The 16,002-nt window shown below is 64.7% G+C and carries 16 protein-coding genes; 11 read left to right on the forward strand and 5 right to left on the reverse strand.

What is annotated here, in order from left to right:
* Window positions 1-7: 7 nt before the first annotated feature.
* From IB255_RS26530 to IB255_RS26550, 5 genes are all read left to right on the forward strand, one after another.
* Window positions 8-1,351, forward strand: coding sequence for a c-type cytochrome (locus IB255_RS26530; protein WP_192211085.1), 1,344 nt, complete (start codon window positions 8-10; stop codon window positions 1,349-1,351).
* Between the two features lie 92 nt (window positions 1,352-1,443).
* Window positions 1,444-2,199, forward strand: a complete 756-nt coding sequence (locus IB255_RS26535; protein WP_192211086.1) for a YkgJ family cysteine cluster protein — start codon at window positions 1,444-1,446, stop codon at window positions 2,197-2,199.
* A gap of 15 nt (window positions 2,200-2,214) precedes the next feature.
* The gene (locus IB255_RS26540) at window positions 2,215-3,234 is read left to right on the forward strand and encodes an XdhC family protein (RefSeq protein WP_151186790.1); all 1,020 of its coding nucleotides are present in this window, start codon (window positions 2,215-2,217) and stop codon (window positions 3,232-3,234) included.
* A gap of 35 nt (window positions 3,235-3,269) precedes the next feature.
* Entirely contained in the window at window positions 3,270-3,767 is a 498-nt protein-coding gene (locus tag IB255_RS26545; RefSeq protein ID WP_065084604.1) for a cupin domain-containing protein, read from the forward strand.
* Complete coding sequence (locus tag IB255_RS26550; protein ID WP_412548138.1) at window positions 3,736-4,530, forward strand: carboxymuconolactone decarboxylase family protein; 795 nt, start codon at window positions 3,736-3,738, stop codon at window positions 4,528-4,530. The genes IB255_RS26545 and IB255_RS26550 overlap by 32 nt, the downstream gene beginning before the upstream one ends.
* Before the next feature lie 130 nt (window positions 4,531-4,660).
* Here IB255_RS26550 and IB255_RS26555 read toward each other — a convergent pair whose 3' ends face one another.
* Entirely contained in the window at window positions 4,661-5,626 is a 966-nt protein-coding gene (locus IB255_RS26555; protein ID WP_192211088.1) for a GlxA family transcriptional regulator, read from the reverse strand.
* Window positions 5,627-5,722: 96 nt separating this feature from the next.
* On the opposite strand from IB255_RS26555, the gene IB255_RS26560 reads away from it, so the two are divergent.
* The 4 genes from IB255_RS26560 (at window position 5,723) to IB255_RS26575 (ending at window position 10,434) form a co-directional block, all read left to right on the forward strand.
* Window positions 5,723-6,172, forward strand: a complete 450-nt coding sequence (locus IB255_RS26560) for a tautomerase family protein (protein ID WP_192211089.1) — start codon at window positions 5,723-5,725, stop codon at window positions 6,170-6,172.
* 229 nt (window positions 6,173-6,401) lie between these two features.
* Window positions 6,402-6,932, forward strand: coding sequence for a sigma-70 family RNA polymerase sigma factor (locus tag IB255_RS26565; RefSeq protein WP_081516888.1), 531 nt, complete (start codon window positions 6,402-6,404; stop codon window positions 6,930-6,932).
* Window positions 6,929-7,888 (forward strand): FecR domain-containing protein, encoded by a 960-nt coding sequence (locus tag IB255_RS26570; protein ID WP_230986106.1) that lies wholly within the window; start codon window positions 6,929-6,931, stop codon window positions 7,886-7,888. The genes IB255_RS26565 and IB255_RS26570 overlap by 4 nt, the downstream gene beginning before the upstream one ends.
* Window positions 7,889-7,992: 104 nt before the next feature.
* Window positions 7,993-10,434: a TonB-dependent siderophore receptor gene (locus tag IB255_RS26575; RefSeq protein ID WP_192211090.1), complete on the forward strand. Its 2,442-nt coding sequence runs from the start codon at window positions 7,993-7,995 to the stop codon at window positions 10,432-10,434.
* A gap of 31 nt (window positions 10,435-10,465) precedes the next feature.
* Here IB255_RS26575 and IB255_RS26580 read toward each other — a convergent pair whose 3' ends face one another.
* From IB255_RS26580 to IB255_RS26595, 4 genes are all read right to left on the reverse strand, one after another.
* Entirely contained in the window at window positions 10,466-10,885 is a 420-nt protein-coding gene (locus tag IB255_RS26580) for a group II truncated hemoglobin (protein ID WP_081516890.1), read from the reverse strand.
* 214 nt (window positions 10,886-11,099) lie between these two features.
* Entirely contained in the window at window positions 11,100-11,927 is an 828-nt protein-coding gene (locus IB255_RS26585) for an SDR family NAD(P)-dependent oxidoreductase (RefSeq protein WP_192211091.1), read from the reverse strand.
* Window positions 11,914-12,840, reverse strand: a complete 927-nt coding sequence (locus tag IB255_RS26590; RefSeq protein WP_192211092.1) for an alpha/beta fold hydrolase — start codon at window positions 12,838-12,840, stop codon at window positions 11,914-11,916. The genes IB255_RS26585 and IB255_RS26590 overlap by 14 nt, the downstream gene beginning before the upstream one ends.
* Window positions 12,837-14,330 (reverse strand): flavin-containing monooxygenase, encoded by a 1,494-nt coding sequence (locus IB255_RS26595; RefSeq protein ID WP_192211093.1) that lies wholly within the window; start codon window positions 14,328-14,330, stop codon window positions 12,837-12,839. Before IB255_RS26595 ends, IB255_RS26590 begins: the two co-directional genes overlap by 4 nt.
* A 118-nt stretch (window positions 14,331-14,448) precedes the next feature.
* On the opposite strand from IB255_RS26595, the gene IB255_RS26600 reads away from it, so the two are divergent.
* Together IB255_RS26600 and IB255_RS26605 are read left to right on the forward strand one after the other, a co-directional pair.
* A complete protein-coding gene (locus IB255_RS26600; protein WP_081516894.1) occupies window positions 14,449-15,111 on the forward strand; it encodes a TetR/AcrR family transcriptional regulator in 663 nt (220 codons plus the stop codon).
* 198 nt (window positions 15,112-15,309) lie between these two features.
* Window positions 15,310-15,927, forward strand: coding sequence for a LysE family transporter (locus IB255_RS26605; protein WP_081516895.1), 618 nt, complete (start codon window positions 15,310-15,312; stop codon window positions 15,925-15,927).
* Window positions 15,928-16,002: the final 75 nt, after the last annotated feature.

A 16,002-nucleotide genomic window follows, 5' to 3' on the forward strand; every position in this document is an offset into this window, starting at 1 on the left:
CTTGCCCATGAGCAGACGCCCATTCGCAGGATATGTCGGCGCGCTGGCGCTGGCCGGTGTCGCAGCCGCGTGCCTGATGGCCTGGTATGGGACTCGCCAGCCAGGTTCGACTTTCGATTCCGCCGTCAGCAACGCAACCGACGAAGCGTTGGTCCGCCAGGGTGAGTACGTCGCCCGTGCCAGCGATTGCGTGGCTTGCCACAGCCTGCCAGACGGCCCGGCCTTCGCCGGCGGTTTGAAGATGGCCACCCCGCTGGGTGCGATCTACGCCACCAACATCACGCCGGACGACAACGCGGGAATCGGCAAGTACAGCCTGGCGGACTTTGACCGTGCTGTGCGCCACGGCGTGGCGCCGGGCGGCCGGCGACTCTATCCGGCGATGCCCTATCCGTCCTATGCCAAGCTCCGCGATGAGGATGTGCGCGCCTTGTACGCCTTCTTCATGTCGGGCGTCCGGCCATCCGAGCGGGCCAACACGGCCAGCGAGATACCCTGGCCGTTGAACATGCGCTGGCCCATCGCGCTGTGGAATGCGCTGTTCACCGACTCCTCGCCCTTCACCGATCAAGCGGGCAAGGACGCACAGTGGAACCGTGGCGCCTATCTCGTACAGGGCGCCGGGCACTGTGGCAGCTGCCACACCCCGCGCGGCCTGGCCTTCAACGAGAAGGCCCTGAGCGAGTCAGGCACGCCATTCCTGGCCGGCGCTCTGCTCGATGGCTGGTATGCCCCGAGTCTGCGCAACGACCCCAACACCGGGCTGGGACGCTGGAGCGAAGAGGAGGTTGCGCGGTTCCTCAAGACGGGCCGCAACCAGCATGCGGTGGTCTACGGATCGATGACCGAGGCGTTCAACAACTCCACGCAGTTCCTGACCGATGCGGACCTCGGCGCCATCGCCCATTACCTCAAGTCCCTGCCTGGCGACCCTGTTCGTGACGGGCCTGCCTGGCAGTACCAGAGTGCCGAGGCTGCGGCCTTCAGTTCGCCCGGCGGCCATCTCTATCTGACACGCTGCGCGAGCTGTCATGGCGCCGACGGCAAGGGCCAGAACGAATGGATGCCGCCGCTGGCCGGTGCTACTTCGGCGATGACGCCAATCGCCGATTCGGCCATCAACATCAGCCTCAACGGGGCGCTGCGCGTGGTCAGCGCCGGGGTGCCGGATGCGTACCGCATGCCGGCCTTCCGCGAGCAGTTGTCGGACCAGGAGATCGCCGCTGTCGTGAGCTTCGTGCGGACCACCTGGGGAAACCAGGGCGGCAAGGTGGACCCGAAGGCAGTCGCCCGGCTGCGCGAGCATACCGATCCGGCCAGTCCGACGCCGATCGTGCTGCATATGCGTTGAGGCAGGCATGACAGACACACTGACTCCACCCATCTCAAGCACTGCCAGGCCATGGCCGGGAACGCCGGCGAGCCGCTCGCGGGAGTTCGCTGATGGATAACGCTGGCGCGGTGAAGTTTGCCTGCGTGGGTTGCGGTGCCTGTTGCCGTGGCCGGTTCGTACCGCTGACCGGGGACGAAGCCTTTGCCTGGCTGGCCCGCGGTGGCGATGTGGCGATCCTGCTGGAAGCATTCCTGCTCGAGCCGGCGCGAAGCCATGAGCCACGCTACGCCCATGACAGTGGTCGCGCTGGCGTTGGCCGGTCGGGCTCTGCAGACCTCAATGTCATCGCCATATTTGCCGGCGTGGCTCAGCCGCAATGCCCGAACCTCGGCGACGATAACCTTTGTGCAATCTATGCGGAGCGGCCCCTGGTTTGCCGGATCTATCCGATGGAGATCAATCCTTTCATCCCGCTGAACCCCTTGGCGAAGGATTGTCCGCCGGAATCCTGGGGCCGCGCCGACAGTGACGTGCTGGTAGCCACCGATCACCGTGTGAATCCCGAGTTCGCCGCGTTGATCGAGGCGTCGCGCGAGGCTGATCGACGCGATGCTGCATCGAAGCTGTCTATCTGCCAGGACTTGGGATATTCGGTGGCGGGTTGGAAAGGCAATGGGCTGACGCTTTACCTGCCAGAGCGGCAACGTCTTGTCGAAGCTTTTTCCGCCGCGACGCAGCGGCAGGTGATCGCTTCGCAGTGGACTGTACAGGTGCAGGGGAGGGCGTTGGAGGACTCACTGCAGCGCCGGGGAATCCGATTGAACGACACCGCCGGCGAGCACGTTTTTGTGCCGGCTGGGCAATGAGGTTGCGGAGCCTGGATGGAAAGTATCGATCTGTTGGTCCTGCGAAACGCCCGTGACTGGCTGGCCGCGGGCGAGCGCGTGATGCTGGTGACGGTGGCGCGCACCTGGGGTTCTTCTCCGCGGCCGGTGGGCTCGATGATGGCCCTGCGCAACGACGGCCGGGTTGTAGGCAGCGTGTCGGGCGGATGCATCGAGGATGACCTCATTCATCGACATACCACTGCCTACGGCGGAACAGGGTTGCCACAAGCTCGCCCCCAGCTGGTTCGCTATGGCGTGAGCGCTGAAGAAGCACACCGTTTTGGCTTGCCTTGTGGCGGCACGCTGGAGCTGATCCTTGAGTTCGAGCCCGACCTGGCTGCTCTGCAACAACTGCTGGGGCGCCTCGACCAGGGGCAACTGATGCGGCGCAAGCTGGACATCGAGACGGGGCGAACGAGCCTCGAGAGCACGGCAACACCGGATGAGTTCATCTTCGACGGCCGGCGGATGGTCAGCACGCTGGGCCCGGGCTACCGCATGTTGCTGATCGGTGCCGGCGCGCTGGCCGAGTACGTCGCCACGATGGCGCAGTTCAACGGGTTCCAGGTCACCCTCTGCGACCCTCGCCCACAGTACCTGGAGAGTTGGAGCGTTGCTGGCGTGCAGCGCATTCAGGACATGCCGGATGACGTCGTCAGAGCTTTCGCGCCGGATGTCCGCAGTTGCGTCATCGCGCTCAGTCACGATCCGAAGCTGGACGATCTGGCTTTGCTGGAGGCGCTGCGTGGCCCGGCGTTCTACATCGGGGCGATTGGCTCGCGGCGCAACAGCGAAAGCCGGCGCGCTCGCCTGATCGAGCATTTTGGCGAGACGCAGGAGTCGCTCCAACGACTGCGCGGGCCCATCGGCATCTATATCGGCAGCAAGACCCCGCCGGAAATCGCAGTCAGTGTCATGGCGGAAGTTCTCGCTGCCAAGAACGCCGTCGCTCTGCCTGCGGAACTCGCGGTATCCCATGCCAAGCAACTGCAGGATCGGCGCCGCCGGGCCTGATCGATCACGCCAACCTATCTTCGGAGATGACCAGCATGAGCAAGAAAATTGTCGATGCCGTCCTGTGCGGAGCGGCCATGCAGGCTGCCGTGGCCAGCGCCGCTGAGCCGGCAACTGCAAACACGCAGCAGATCAGCCGTGCCGGAACGCAGGCGTCGATGGCAGGTCCGGAGCAGTACTTCACCGGGCGCGTGCGGATCGATCCGGTCTGGCCTGCCGACGATCAGATCAATGCCTCGGGTGGTCTGGTGACCTTCGAGCCCGGAGCCCGTTCGGCCTGGCACACCCACCCGGCAGGGCAGCGGCTGTTAGTCACTACCGGGGTCGGCCTCACCCAGGAGTGGGGCAAGCCGGTTCAGGTCATTCGCCCTGGCGATGTGGTCTGGTGCCCGGCCGGCGTCAAGCATTGGCATGGCGCCGCACCGGGTACCGCCATGACCCACCTGGCGGTCACTGGCTCGGTGAATGGAAAGAATGTCGAATGGATGGAGAAAGTCACCGATGAACAATACAACGCCGAGCGGGCTGACTGACCCGCGCCGGGCGGCCCGCGCACTCGGGGTTGCCCTGGGCCTGGTTTGTACGCTGGGCGTCATGACACAGACACTGGCCGCACAGGAGAACCGATCCATGGCTGAGAACGACACATCAACCCCTCAGAGTGACACGCTCGATGATCGCCAGCGAAGCATCGTGCCCATCGCCGCCTTCGCGGCAGCGGGGGATATTGCTGGTCTGAACCGTGCGATCAATCAGGGACTGGATGCCGGGCTGACCATCAGCGAGGCGCGCGAGGTGCTGGTCCAGCTGTACGCCTATGCAGGCTTTCCTAGAAGCCTGAATGCACTGGGCGAGTTGATGAAGGTGGTACAGGCACGCAAGCAGCAAGGAATCGTGGACCAACCGGGGCGCGGACCCGGCAAATCGATTCCCAAAGGGGATGAGCTTCTGGCGGCGGGTACCGCAAACCAGACCAGGTTGTCCGGCGCCCCGGTGGAAGGTGCTTTGTTCGACTTCGCGCCGGTCGCCAATGAATACCTGCGCACGCATCTTTTCGGCGACATCTTCGAGCGTGACAACCTGGATTGGCAAAGTCGGGAAATTGCCACCGTGGCGATGCTCTCTGCACTGGAGGGCGTAGCGCCACAACTGCAGGCCCATATCCGTATCGCCATGAACACGGGGGTTACGCCGCAGCAGCTCCGTCAGCTGATCCGGGTGCTGGCCGAACAGGTCAGTGCCGACGCATCGCGGCGGGCAAGCGAGGCGTTGGAATTGCATCTGGCTGCCAAGTAACCGAGCGTCGCACACGGTCGGGACGATGGATCGAATACTCGCAACGTCCGTTCCTGGCGGATTTCTGCCTGCGACGTGGGCAAATGCCGACCCATGGCGAGCGTTCAGGAATGCTAAAGCAGCCGCTCGATCAGCCCTGGCGCAATTGCCGTGGTGTCGCGTTCAGGAATCGACGCATCAAGCGCCGCAGAGCTGTTGCGTCCTGGTAACCGACCTGCGCCGAGACCGCTTCGACGGAGTATTCGCCAGACTCGAGCAGCGCTCGGGCCCTGCTCAACTGCACTCGCTGGATGAGTTGCCGAGTGGAATGCCCCGTCGCCTTGTGGACGTGACGCGACAGGGTCCGCTCGGACATGCCGACGCTCGCGGCAAGTGCCTTGACGCCGGGCAGCTCCGGCAGCGAGTCCTCGATCTGTGCGGTCAGGCGTGAGACCAGGGCATTTCCCTGCACCAGCATGGCGGGGATCACGAATGGCGACTGCAGTTGTCGGCGGTCGAGCAGGAGAGCTTTGCTTACGGAGTTGGCGATTTCGGGCGACAAGCGCCGCCGTAGCAGATGCAGCATGAGGTCTGTTTGAGCGAAGGCGGCCCCCGCGGTGGTCAAGGGAGGATCGGCCAGCACCATGAAGTCCGGGTCGACACGGCAGCCCGGAGCGATTTCCTGCAGGTGTGGCGCCAGCCACCAGGAGGTTGTCACCCGTCGCCCGTCCAGTAGCCCTGCCGCATGCAGCAGGAAGACGGCAGAGCATGACGCGGCAATCTCCTTGCCGTTTGCGACGTGAGTCTTTAGCGCCGAGATCAACGGGCTCGCCCAAGGCTCTTCGAGGCGCTGCTGAAGCAGGTCGATGTCACTGACGCCAATACCCGGTATGACCCAGCAGGAGTTGTCCTGGGCGTCATGCTCGATGGGGGCCACCTGCAGTTGCAGACCATGCCCCAGCGTCACCGATCCGGGTTGAGGGCCACATATCCGCCAACGTGGCGCGGCCAGGCCGTGCCGCTCGCCGACGCTGACTGCGGTGGCGAGTATGTCCAGAGTGGAGGCCACGCTCGAGGCAAATGCTCCCGGTATGACCACAATGGTGAAATCGTGCATTGTCCGATTATGCTCGAAAGAGGGCAGATCGGACACTTTTGCCAGCGGCGGACGCCAGGCTCAATAGCGCCTCAATCCATCGTCAAGGTTTCAGCCATGCCCAACATCCTGATCAAGGTACCGACCGGCGCATTCAGCGATCAGCAGCGAGCGCGACTGTTGACTCGCGTCAGCGAGACAGCCATCGCTCATGAGCGCATAGGAAACGATCCTCGGCAGCGCAGCCTGTGCTGGGTGCTCATCGAGGAGGTTCGGGCTGCCGACTGGACCTGTGGCGGCCTTGGCGTGCATGCCCATGCCATTCCCTGCATCGTCATGGTCAAGGTACCTGCCGGTGTCCTCGATGAGCAGATGCGCAAGGACTACGTGCTCGGCCTGCACCAGGCAATCGAAGAAAGCGCAGAGCCGGATGACGGACGCATGCTGATGACTTCGATACAGCTGACGGACACTCCCGATGGCACATGGGGTGCGAACGGCAGTCTTTGGCGCCTGGCCGATTTCACCCGAGCTGCCGGGTACCGGCATCTTCTCCCTGGTGCCTAGACGGCCATACCAGGTCGGGAGGCAAGGAGCGGCCACAATCCTTCCTCCCGCATACATCCGCGATTGGCCGTTCGCTGCCCTTGTTCAGCGGTAGCTATCGGCCCCTGGCAGACATCAGCCAGATAAATACCGCGGCAATACACCTTGCCGCGCATTCATGAAGATTGCCCAGCTTCCCATGGGGTTGATATGATAATTATTCCCATTTGCGCCTGGAAGATGATTGGTGATGACGAGCCAGGGCCCGATCCGGCAGCTGGAGGTCGGCGACCTCTATAAGGAACAGCATCGCTGGCTGCGTGGCTGGTTGCGCAGTCGTGTGGATTGCAGCCAACTGGCGGCTGACCTGGTTCAGGACGTCTTCCTCCGCCTGCTCGGCAGTACCGACCGGCAGGGGCGCATCGAAGCGGTGCGTGAGCCACGCAGCTTTCTGGCGACGGTCGCGCGCCGGTTGATGATCGATCACTTCCGTCGTCAGCGCCTGGAGCGTGCGTGGCTGCAGGCGCTGGCCGAGGTGCCGGAAGCCCTGGACATATCCGCCGAGGATCGGCTGATCCTCATGGAAACCCTGGTTGAACTCGACGCCATGCTTGCCGCGCTCGGCGACAAGGTGCGCCAGGCCTTCCTGTTATCCCAGCTCGACGGCATGACCTACCGCTGCATTGCCCAGACTCTTGGCGTGTCGCTCGTCACGGTGAACCGCTACATCGCCAAGGCCTCGCGTCATTGCATGCTCTACAGCCTGGAGCACGGCTTGTGAGCGGCGCCGGCATCAGCGCCGCGCAACTGGATTCCATCGAACAGGCGGCAGACTGGTTCAGCCTGTTTGCCAGCGGTGACGCGGTTGCCGCGGATCGCGAAGCCTGGCAGCGCTGGCTGAATGCATCCCCGCACAACGGTTGGGCCTGGCAGCAGGCTGAGAGATTGCAGCGGCGCATGCAGGGGATGCCCGGTGATTTCAGCGGACGTGTCTTCGGCCTTGCGCGGGAGGATAGGCGCAGCAACCGTCGCACCGTACTCAAAGGCATGCTGCTGGCCCTCGGGACGGGCGCTCTCGGGCTGGCCGGGTACCGCGAGGTCGAGCAGGGCGCGCTGTTCGCCGATTACCGCAGTGCCATTGGCGAGCGGCTACCGGTCACCCTCGCCGATGGCAGCCAGTTGCTGCTCAATACCCAGAGCGCCCTGGACGTCGCTTATGCCGACGGGCAATGCCGGGTGACCTTGCGCAGCGGTGAAGTGCTGGTGAACGCCCTGGCCGGCTCGAGCCTTAGCGTGACAACGGGGCAGGGCGACGTCCGTGCCGTGGGCGGGCGTTTTTCGGTGCGCCAGTTCGATGCTGTATCTCAGGTAGAGGCCTACAGCGGGCAGGTGCAGGTGCAGCCGAAGTACGCATCGGGTGTTACCACGCTGGATCAGGGGCGGGCCTGTCGGTTCGGTGCCGTCGAGGTGGTCTCCACGCGGAGGCTGGATTACGCAGCGGATGCCTGGTCTCGCGGGCTGCTGATCGCCAACGACCAGCGCCTGGCCGACTTCCTGGCCGACCTGGGGCGCTACCGGCCCGGCCTGCTGCGCTGCGACCCGCAGGTTGCGGACTTGCGCCTGAGCGGCACCTTCGAGCTGGACGACACTGAACAGACTTTTCGTGCGCTGGCCAGCGCCTTGCCGGTGCGCGTGGAGCGTCGCACACGCTTCTGGATCACGGTCGTGCCGGCCTGATCGACAAGAAATAATTCATGTGGGGTGATATCAATTCGCATCTTCGTTCGACCCATGAAAGACGGCCGATTCATACGGTCGGTGACCATGAGAGAAGGACGACGATGAATTCCCCGCATTTCCCCCCGGCAAATTCCCTGCACCCTCTGCGCGCTCGTGTGCGGCTGGCCATCCTCTGTTCCGCCTTGCTGGCGCCCCTGCCGGCGCTGGCCGATACCGGCGCCGCACAGCGCTACCAGATTGCTGCGGGTGAACTTGGTCAGGTGCTGACGCGCTTTGCTGCCGAGTCGGGGATCGTGCTGTCGTTCGATTCGCGCTTGACCCGCGGCCTGAACAGCACGGGCCTGGACGGCCGCTTCCCGGTGGAAGAGGGGTTGCGCACCCTGCTTGCCGGAACGGGCATTCGCGCCGTGCGGGAAAGTGATGGCCGCTTTACCCTGGTGGCCGCGTCCACCGAAGGCGCGCTGGAGATGGACGCCACTTCGGTGATCGGCCAGGGCCTGGGAGAAACCACCGAACACACCGGCTCCTACACCACCGGCAGCACCAGCACCGCCACCAAGCTGCCGTCGTCGCTGCGCGAAACGCCGCAGTCGGTGACGGTGATGACTCGCCAGCGCATCGACGACCAGGCCCTGGCCGACCTCAATGACGTTGTACAGAACACCCCGGGCATGGTCATCCGGCGCACGGGACCGGAGCGCTCCACCTACTACGCCCGCGGTTTTGCCCTCGACAACATCATGTACGACGGCCTGCCCACCAGCCTCGACAGTTCCCAGCTGTCCCAGGACCTGCTGTCCGCAGACATGGCCATGTACGACCGGGTGGAAGTGGTGCGCGGTGCCACCGGCCTGATGCAGGGTGCCGGAAACCCGGCCGCGGCCATCAACCTGATTCGCAAGCGTCCTACGCCAACCTTCCAGGCCAGCATCCAGGGCAGCGCCGGCACCTGGGACCGCTACCGCACCGACCTCGACGTGTCCGGCCCGCTGACCGACAACGGTGCCGTGCGCGGCCGGCTGGTCACCGCCTACCAGACCCAGGGCAGCTTCCGCGATTCATTGGATAACGAGCGCAACCTGTTCTACGGAATCGTGGAAGCCGATCTGAACGACAGCACCACCCTGACAGTCAGCGCGTCGCGCCAGCAGGACGACTACAACGGCAACGGCTGGACCGGCCTGCCCGTGGGCTTTGACGGCAGCGACCTGAAGCTGTCGCGTTCCACCTCGCTGAGCAATGACTGGGAGTACTGGAACAAGACCAGCACCTCCGCGTATGCCGCCCTCGAACACGCCCTCGACAATGGCTGGAAACTCAACCTGTCGGCCACCAGGACCTGGGCCGACCTGGACATGCTGGGCACCTACATACTCGGGCGCACCGCCACCCAGACCTATGACCAGTACGTCGGCGCCGGCCATTACCGGGAGAGCCAGAACAGCTTCGATGCCTACGCCAGTGGCCCGTTCCGCCTGATGGACCGCGACCACGAACTGGTGTTCGGCGCCAGCCATCGCCGCGTGGTGTTCAATGGTGATGTGCCGCCAAACGTGCTGCTGCACAGCAATATCGATATCTACAACTGGAACGGCGACACCCCGAAGATTGCCAGCCAGACCAAATACGGTTGGCAGAACACCAACGCCAAGCTCAACAGCGTTTACGCGACCACCCGACTGAGCCTGGCCGACCCGCTGAAGCTGATTCTGGGCAGTCGCCTGGACTGGTACGAAAACGATACCAGCGCGCCCTACAAAGGCACGGAGACGGAGCTGAAGGTCAACCGTCACGTCACCAAGTACGCCGGCCTGGTCTATGACCTGGACGCGCATCACTCGGTCTACGTCAGCTACACCGACATCTTCAAGCCGCAGAGCTACTTCGATACTTCAGGCTCGGTCATCGAACCCATCACCGGCAAGAACTACGAGCTGGGCATCAAGGGGGAGTATTTCGATGGTGCGCTGAACGCTTCCGCCGCCATCTTCCAGCTGGACCAGGAGAACCGCGCCAAGGCCATCACCGACCAGAGCCTTTGCCCCAGCTACCCCACGACCTCGTGCTACGAGGCGGCCGGCGAGGTGCGCAGCAAAGGCATCGAACTGGAACTGCAAGGTCAGCTCACGCCCAACTGGCAGCTGGGCGCCGGTTACACCTTCACCGAAGCCAAATACCGCAAGGATGCGAACAAGGCCAACGAAGGGCGCCTGTTCGATACCGACATACCACGACACCTGTTCAAGATGAGCACGACCTACACCTTGCCCGGCGCGCTTGACCAGTGGCGCATCGGTAGCTCCCTCTACAGGCAGAACCGCATCTACAACAAAGGCACCACCTACATGGTCGAACAGGACGCCTTCACGCTGGTGGACTTCATGGTGGGGTTCAAGCCGACCGCCCATATCGATGCACAGTTGAACCTGAACAATGCGTTCGACAAGAAGTACTACAACTCGCTGAGTTCCTCCGTCACGGTGCCAAGCAACGTGTATGGCGAGCCGAGGAACATGATGCTGTCGGTCAAGTACAGTTTCTGAAGCGGCTGGCCGGGCAGGCGACGGAGGTGGCTCAGCTGTGCCGCGCCTGGCTCGCCTGCACCACCCGGTGCGCCGGCACGCGCAGTTGCGTCAGCAGGTAGTCGGCGAACTCCGGGGAGAAGGGCTGCAGGGCAATGGCGCGCTCCATGCAGCCCAGCCAGGCGGCGCTGAGAGCTTCGTCGACGGGCCACTGGGCGTGGAAGGACGGGATGGAGATCGAACCATATTTTTCACTGAACAGCCTTGGGCCGCCCAGCCAGCCACTGAGGAAGCAGGCCAGTTTGTCGCGGGACTGCTCCAGGCTTTGCGGGTGCATGCGGCGCAGGTTGGCCGCTTCCGGGAGTTCATCCATCAACCGGTAGAAGTCATCGACCAGGCGGCGCAGGCCGTCGATGCCGCCAGCGGCCTGGTAGGAGGCATCGCCTGTGCCGAAGGGAAGGGTGCTGCTCACGTTCGGGGGCTCGCTGAAGTTTGGGGAAACCCGATCATACCCGGCGCGCCGGCGGATCGCCGCAGGCTGGTGCCGGTTCAGGCTCGATGCTCCTGCTCTATTCGCCTCCCGGCTCCTCCCTGACCGGCGCAGCGAACGCCGCACGCGTCGGATTCGGTGCGGAGCAAAGAGGCCAGCAGGGCTGGCCTCGGGTTCTGCCTGCAGGGGATGGGTTCTACTTCGTCCTGCTGCGCTGGTTCATCAGCCGCTCGATGATGCCCCAGTAGTTCACCGGCACCAGCCGCTCGATGAGCGAGAGGATCAGCGCATCCATGCCGACGATGACCCGCGCGCGGTCCTTCTCGATGCCGTTGAGGATGATGCCGGCGGCCTTGGGCGGTGGCATGCGCAGCAGGCGGTTCATCTCCTTGCGCTGGCGCTCGACCTCGGCCGGGTCGATGTCCTTCGGCGCCTTGGCATTGGTGGCGATGGAGGTGGCGATGCCGCCCGGATGGACGACCATCATGTCCACGTTGCTGCCGCGCAGTTCGTGACGCAGGGAATTGCTGAAACCGCGCACGGCGAACTTGCTCGCACTGTAGGCGGCCTGGCCGGGCGGGGAGACCAGACCATAGAGGCTGGAGACATTGACGAACTTGCCGGGCGCGCCGTTGCGCTGAAGTACCGGGAGGAAGCCGCGGGTGATGTCGACGACGGCGTGGAAGTTGATCGCCATGAGCCAGTCGAAGTCTTCCTCGCTCACCCGGTCGAAGCTGCCGCCGACGGCTACACCGGCGTTGTTGATTACCAGGTGGACCGTCGGGTGTTCCTGCAGCACCTGCTCCGGGAGCTGTCGAACAGCATCCCGTTGCGCCAGGTCGAGCACATGCAGGCTGACGTGGCGGCCGGTGCGCGGGAGGCGGGCGAGGGTCTCGCGCAGGCCGGCTTCGTCGCGGTCGACCAGGGCCAGGTGGCAGCCTTTCGCGGCGAGTTGCTCGGCGAGTGCGCGACCGATGCCGCTGGCTGCCCCGGTGAGTACGGCAACCTGATTATCGAGCTTCATGAGAGTTGTCCTGAGTGCGCTGGATGTGGTCGGCGATCAGGCGCGAGAGCTGATGCGCCTGGAACGAGTCGATCTGGTGGCGCATGCCGCGGATTACCTGGTGAGTCGCGCGGGGAATCGCCCGGGCGGTGGCTTCGCCGCCGCTGGGGTGGACCATCCGGTCGAGGTCGCCGTGCAGCACCAAGCTGGGCGCGCTGATGGTTTTCAGCTGGGCCGTGCGGTCGCCGGAGCGCAGGATCGCGCCGATCTGCCGGAACAGCGCCCTGGCGTCGGCGCGTTCGCCGTTGCGCACCCAGGCCAGCGCGGAGTAGTCCTGCCACTGGGCCAGGGCATCCGGCGCGTTGGCATCGCCGATGTGGCTCATCATGGCGCTGTAGCTGGCTATGGCTTCGTCCCGCGACTTCGGCGCCTTGGCCCGCGACAGGCGCCAGAGCGTCGAGTACGCAGGCTGCCCGACGCGGCGGTTGCCCGTGGTCGAGAAGATCGACACCAGCGACTTCACCCGGCCGGGATGGCGGTAGGCGAGGGTCTGGGCAATCATCCCGCCCATGGACATGCCGACCAGGTGGGCGGCGCCGATATTCAGGTGCTCGAGCAACTGGGCGGTGTCGTCGGCCATCTGTTCCAGGCCGTAGCAGGCGTCCGGCGCCTTGCCGCGCAACTGCTGGAGCTGGCTCGGATGAGGCGTCGAGCTGCGGCCGGAGCGCCCGGCGTCACGGTTGTCGAAGCAGATCACCCGCAGCCCGCTCTCCACCAGTCGGTCGATCAGCGCGGCGGGCCAGTAGACCATCTGCAGGCCGAGCCCGGCGATCAGCACCAGCGCCGGCGCGGCTTCGCTGCCGTGTTCCGAGTAGCACAGGCGCAGGCCGTTGGGCAGTGTGGCGAAGCGTTCTTCGTGCAGGGCCAGGCTCATGCGCGGGCTCCTCCTGCCTTGGCGGAGACGAACTCCAGGGCCGGGTCGTCGATGCGGCCCTTGCGGAATACCTTCACGTCGGCGGCGTAGTTCCAGGACATGGACCAGGGCTGCGTGCTGCCCTGCCGGGGCAGCTTGTCGAGGGAGCGCTGGACGTAGCCGGCACCGAAGTTCAGCAGCGGCTCGGTCTTCATCGACGGGTCGGCCCTAGGGGTGCAGACCTCATACCCGCGCTTGTGCATGTAGCCGAGCAGCCGGGTGAAGTGCTCGCACAGCAGGCCGATCTTCAGTGTCCAGGACGAGGAGGTGTAGCCGATTGCGATGGCGAAGTTGGGGATGCCGCTGAGCAGCATGCCCTTGTAGGTGACGCACTGCGACAGCGGCACCGGCTGACCGTCGATCTTCGGCTGGATGCCGCCCAACGGCTGCAGGTTGAGGCCGGTGGCGGTGACGATCAGGTCAGCTTCGAGATGCTCACCGGAGCGAAGCTGGATGCCCGTCGCGGTGAAGCGCTCGATGTGGTCGGTGACGATGGACGCCTTGCCCGAGGAAATCACCCGGAACAGGTCGCCGCCGGGCACTGCGCACATGCGCTGATCCCAGGGGTTGTAGGGTGGGTTGAAGTGAACGTCCACCGGGTAGCCTTCGGGGAGCATCCGCGTGTTCAGCTTGTGGATGATCTCGCGCGCCTTGTTCGGGAAGCGCTGGCAGAAGGCGTAGACCCAGCGCTGCTTGGCGATGTTGAAACGGCGCGTCAGGGTGAACGCCAGGTCGACGCCCAGCCACGGGCGCAGCCGGCGTGCGATCGGGTCCTGTGCGGGCACCGGCAGCACGTAGGTCGGTGTGCGCTGCAGCATGGTGATGTGCGCGGCCTCGTCTGCCATCGAGGGAATCAGGGTCACCGCGGTGGCGCCGCTGCCGATGACGACCACGCGCTTGCCGCGGTAGTCGAGATTCTCCGGCCAGTGCTGGGGGTGCACAATCTGCCCCCGGAATTCGTCCTGGCCCTGGAAGTCGGGAGCGAAGCCCTGGTCGTAGCGGTAGTAGCCGGCGGCAGTGAAGATCCAGCGCGCCTCGATGACCTGTGTTTCCTGGGTGTCTTCGCGGCGGATCGTGACCTGCCAGCGCTGGCGTTCGCTCGACCAGTCGGTGTCGGTCACCCGGTGCTGGAAGCGGATGTTCCTGTCGATGCCGTTCTCCCTGGCGGTTTCGGCGATGTAGGCCTTGATCGAGGCACCGTCGGCGATAGCCTTGTTCTCCTTCCACGGTTTGAAGCCATAGCCGAAGGTGAAGAGGTCGGAGTCGGAGCGGATGCCCGGATAGCGGAACAGGTCCCAGGTACCGCCCAGGTCGGCGCGCGCCTCGACGATGGTGTAGGAGAGGGTCGGGCAGTCCTTCTGCAGGTGGTAGGCGGCGCCGATGCCGGAGATGCCGGCACCGATGATCAGAACGTCAACGGAAGCAAGACAGTGGTTTTTTGTTGTAGTCATCGAGTTGCACCCTGGTTGTGACAACGAATGGCCGTGACAACGAACGGTTGTGACAACGATTGTTGTCAATTAACTCTGGAGTGTGACAACGCTTGTTGTCAAGGAGTAAGATTTCGCCATGAGTGAATTACCTTCCCCCGCCGATGCGTCGGCGGAGCGCACCTATTCCGGTGTGGCAGTGGCCGAGCGAGCCGCCCAGCGGCGGCAGCGCTTCATCGAGGCCGGTATCGAGCTGTTCGGTACCGTGGGCTACCACGCCACCACCATGCGCACCCTCACGGCGGCGACGGGCCTGACCAACCGCTACTTCTATGAGTCCTTCGCGACCATGGAGGACCTGCTGGTGGCCTGCTACGAGCAGCTCATGGGCGATTACCGGGAGCGCCTGAGCCAGGTGCTGGACGCGGCGGAGGGCGGTGTCGAGCCACGCCTGCGTGCGGGCCTGACCTGCTTCTTCGAAGCCATGACCAATCCCCAGTTCGCCCAGGTGACCCACCGCGAAGTGCTGGGTGTCAGCCCGCGGGTCGACGAGCTGTACAGCCGTCACATGGGCGAGTTCGCCGAGCTGATGATGGAGTACCTCGAGCGCGCGGGCGTGCCGATCACTTCCCATGATCCGCGTGAGATGGCCCTGGTCGGGGCGGCCCTGGCCGGCTCCGCCATCCATGCCGCCGCGGCCTGGGTGCGCAGCCGCTACTCGGCGCCGATCGGTGTGGTGGTGGAGGCGACCCTGAAGATCTTCCTCGGTGCCGTAGGGCAATTGCAGGCGCCGAAAGGCTGAGCGGCCGGCCCCTGGCGTGCACGGAGCGCCGAAGCCTTTGCCTTGAGTGCGCTGTTGCGTCGACCTGCTGGGTCCGCAGCCGAAAGCTGCCATCGCCCTGCAGCAGCCGGGCGATGGTGCGAAGGGCGCCCCATGCAACCCTGGGTGATAGACTTGCACGCTTAAAGTCTCGCCTTGTCCTGCCCTGGAGCTTCCCCCATGTTCGGAGTGACCGATTACGGCGCCTTCCTGATTGCCTTCGTGGTGCTCCTGGCAATTCCCGGTCCGGGCAATTTCGCGTTGATCACCGCGACCGGCAAGGGCGGTGTGAAGGCAGGCCTCGCGGCGACCTGCGGGGTGATCCTCGGCGACCAGGTGTTGCTGTGGATGGCGGTGGCGGGCGTGGCGACGCTGCTCGCGACTTACCCGGCGGCCTTCCACGCGGTGCAATGGCTCGGCGCGGGGTACCTGGCCTGGCTGGGCCTGCGCATGCTGATGAGCAAGCCAAGTGATGCGCCGCGGCAGAGCCGCATGGACAACGGTCACTACCTGCGCCAGACGATGCTGATCACCTTGCTCAACCCCAAGGCCATCGTGTTCTACATGGCCTTCCTGCCACTGTTCGTCGATCCGGTGAAGCACCAGGGGCTGGTGACCTTCGCCTTCATGGCGGCGACCGTGGCGGTGGTGACCTTCCTCTATGGGCTGGTGGCTGTGCTGCTGACCCACAAGCTGGCCGAGCGCATGCGCGCCAACCCGCGGGTAGCCAATCTGCTGGAGCGCCTGGCCGGCGCCTGCCTGCTTGGTTTTGGCATCAAGCTGGCGGCGATGCGCTAGGGAGCGACGCTGCATCCGTTTGAACGAAGGGCCGGCCCGAAAGACCGGCCCTTTGTTTTTGCAACCCGCATTGTC

It is taken from the genome of Pseudomonas sp. PDM22 (genome assembly GCF_014851965.1).
Taxonomy (GTDB): Bacteria; Pseudomonadota; Gammaproteobacteria; order Pseudomonadales; family Pseudomonadaceae; genus Pseudomonas.

Bases quoted from the DNA above. Each gene is read 5' to 3' on its own strand.
- IB255_RS26530 (WP_192211085.1), top strand. From the start codon at position 8: ATGAGCAGACGCCCATTCGCAGGATATGTCGGCGCGCTGGCGCTGGCC.
- IB255_RS26535 (WP_192211086.1), top strand. From the start codon at position 1,444: ATGGATAACGCTGGCGCGGTGAAGTTTGCCTGCGTGGGTTGCGGTGCC.
- IB255_RS26540 (WP_151186790.1), top strand. From the start codon at position 2,215: ATGGAAAGTATCGATCTGTTGGTCCTGCGAAACGCCCGTGACTGGCTG.
- IB255_RS26545 (WP_065084604.1), top strand. From the start codon at position 3,270: ATGAGCAAGAAAATTGTCGATGCCGTCCTGTGCGGAGCGGCCATGCAG.
- IB255_RS26550 (WP_412548138.1), top strand. From the start codon at position 3,736: ATGAACAATACAACGCCGAGCGGGCTGACTGACCCGCGCCGGGCGGCC.
- IB255_RS26555 (WP_192211088.1), bottom strand. From the start codon at position 5,626: ATGCACGATTTCACCATTGTGGTCATACCGGGAGCATTTGCCTCGAGC.
- IB255_RS26560 (WP_192211089.1), top strand. From the start codon at position 5,723: ATGCCCAACATCCTGATCAAGGTACCGACCGGCGCATTCAGCGATCAG.
- IB255_RS26565 (WP_081516888.1), top strand. From the start codon at position 6,402: ATGACGAGCCAGGGCCCGATCCGGCAGCTGGAGGTCGGCGACCTCTAT.
- IB255_RS26575 (WP_192211090.1), top strand. From the start codon at position 7,993: ATGAATTCCCCGCATTTCCCCCCGGCAAATTCCCTGCACCCTCTGCGC.
- IB255_RS26585 (WP_192211091.1), bottom strand. From the start codon at position 11,927: ATGAAGCTCGATAATCAGGTTGCCGTACTCACCGGGGCAGCCAGCGGC.
- IB255_RS26590 (WP_192211092.1), bottom strand. From the start codon at position 12,840: ATGAGCCTGGCCCTGCACGAAGAACGCTTCGCCACACTGCCCAACGGC.
- IB255_RS26595 (WP_192211093.1), bottom strand. From the start codon at position 14,330: ATGACTACAACAAAAAACCACTGTCTTGCTTCCGTTGACGTTCTGATC.
- IB255_RS26600 (WP_081516894.1), top strand. From the start codon at position 14,449: ATGAGTGAATTACCTTCCCCCGCCGATGCGTCGGCGGAGCGCACCTAT.
- IB255_RS26605 (WP_081516895.1), top strand. From the start codon at position 15,310: ATGTTCGGAGTGACCGATTACGGCGCCTTCCTGATTGCCTTCGTGGTG.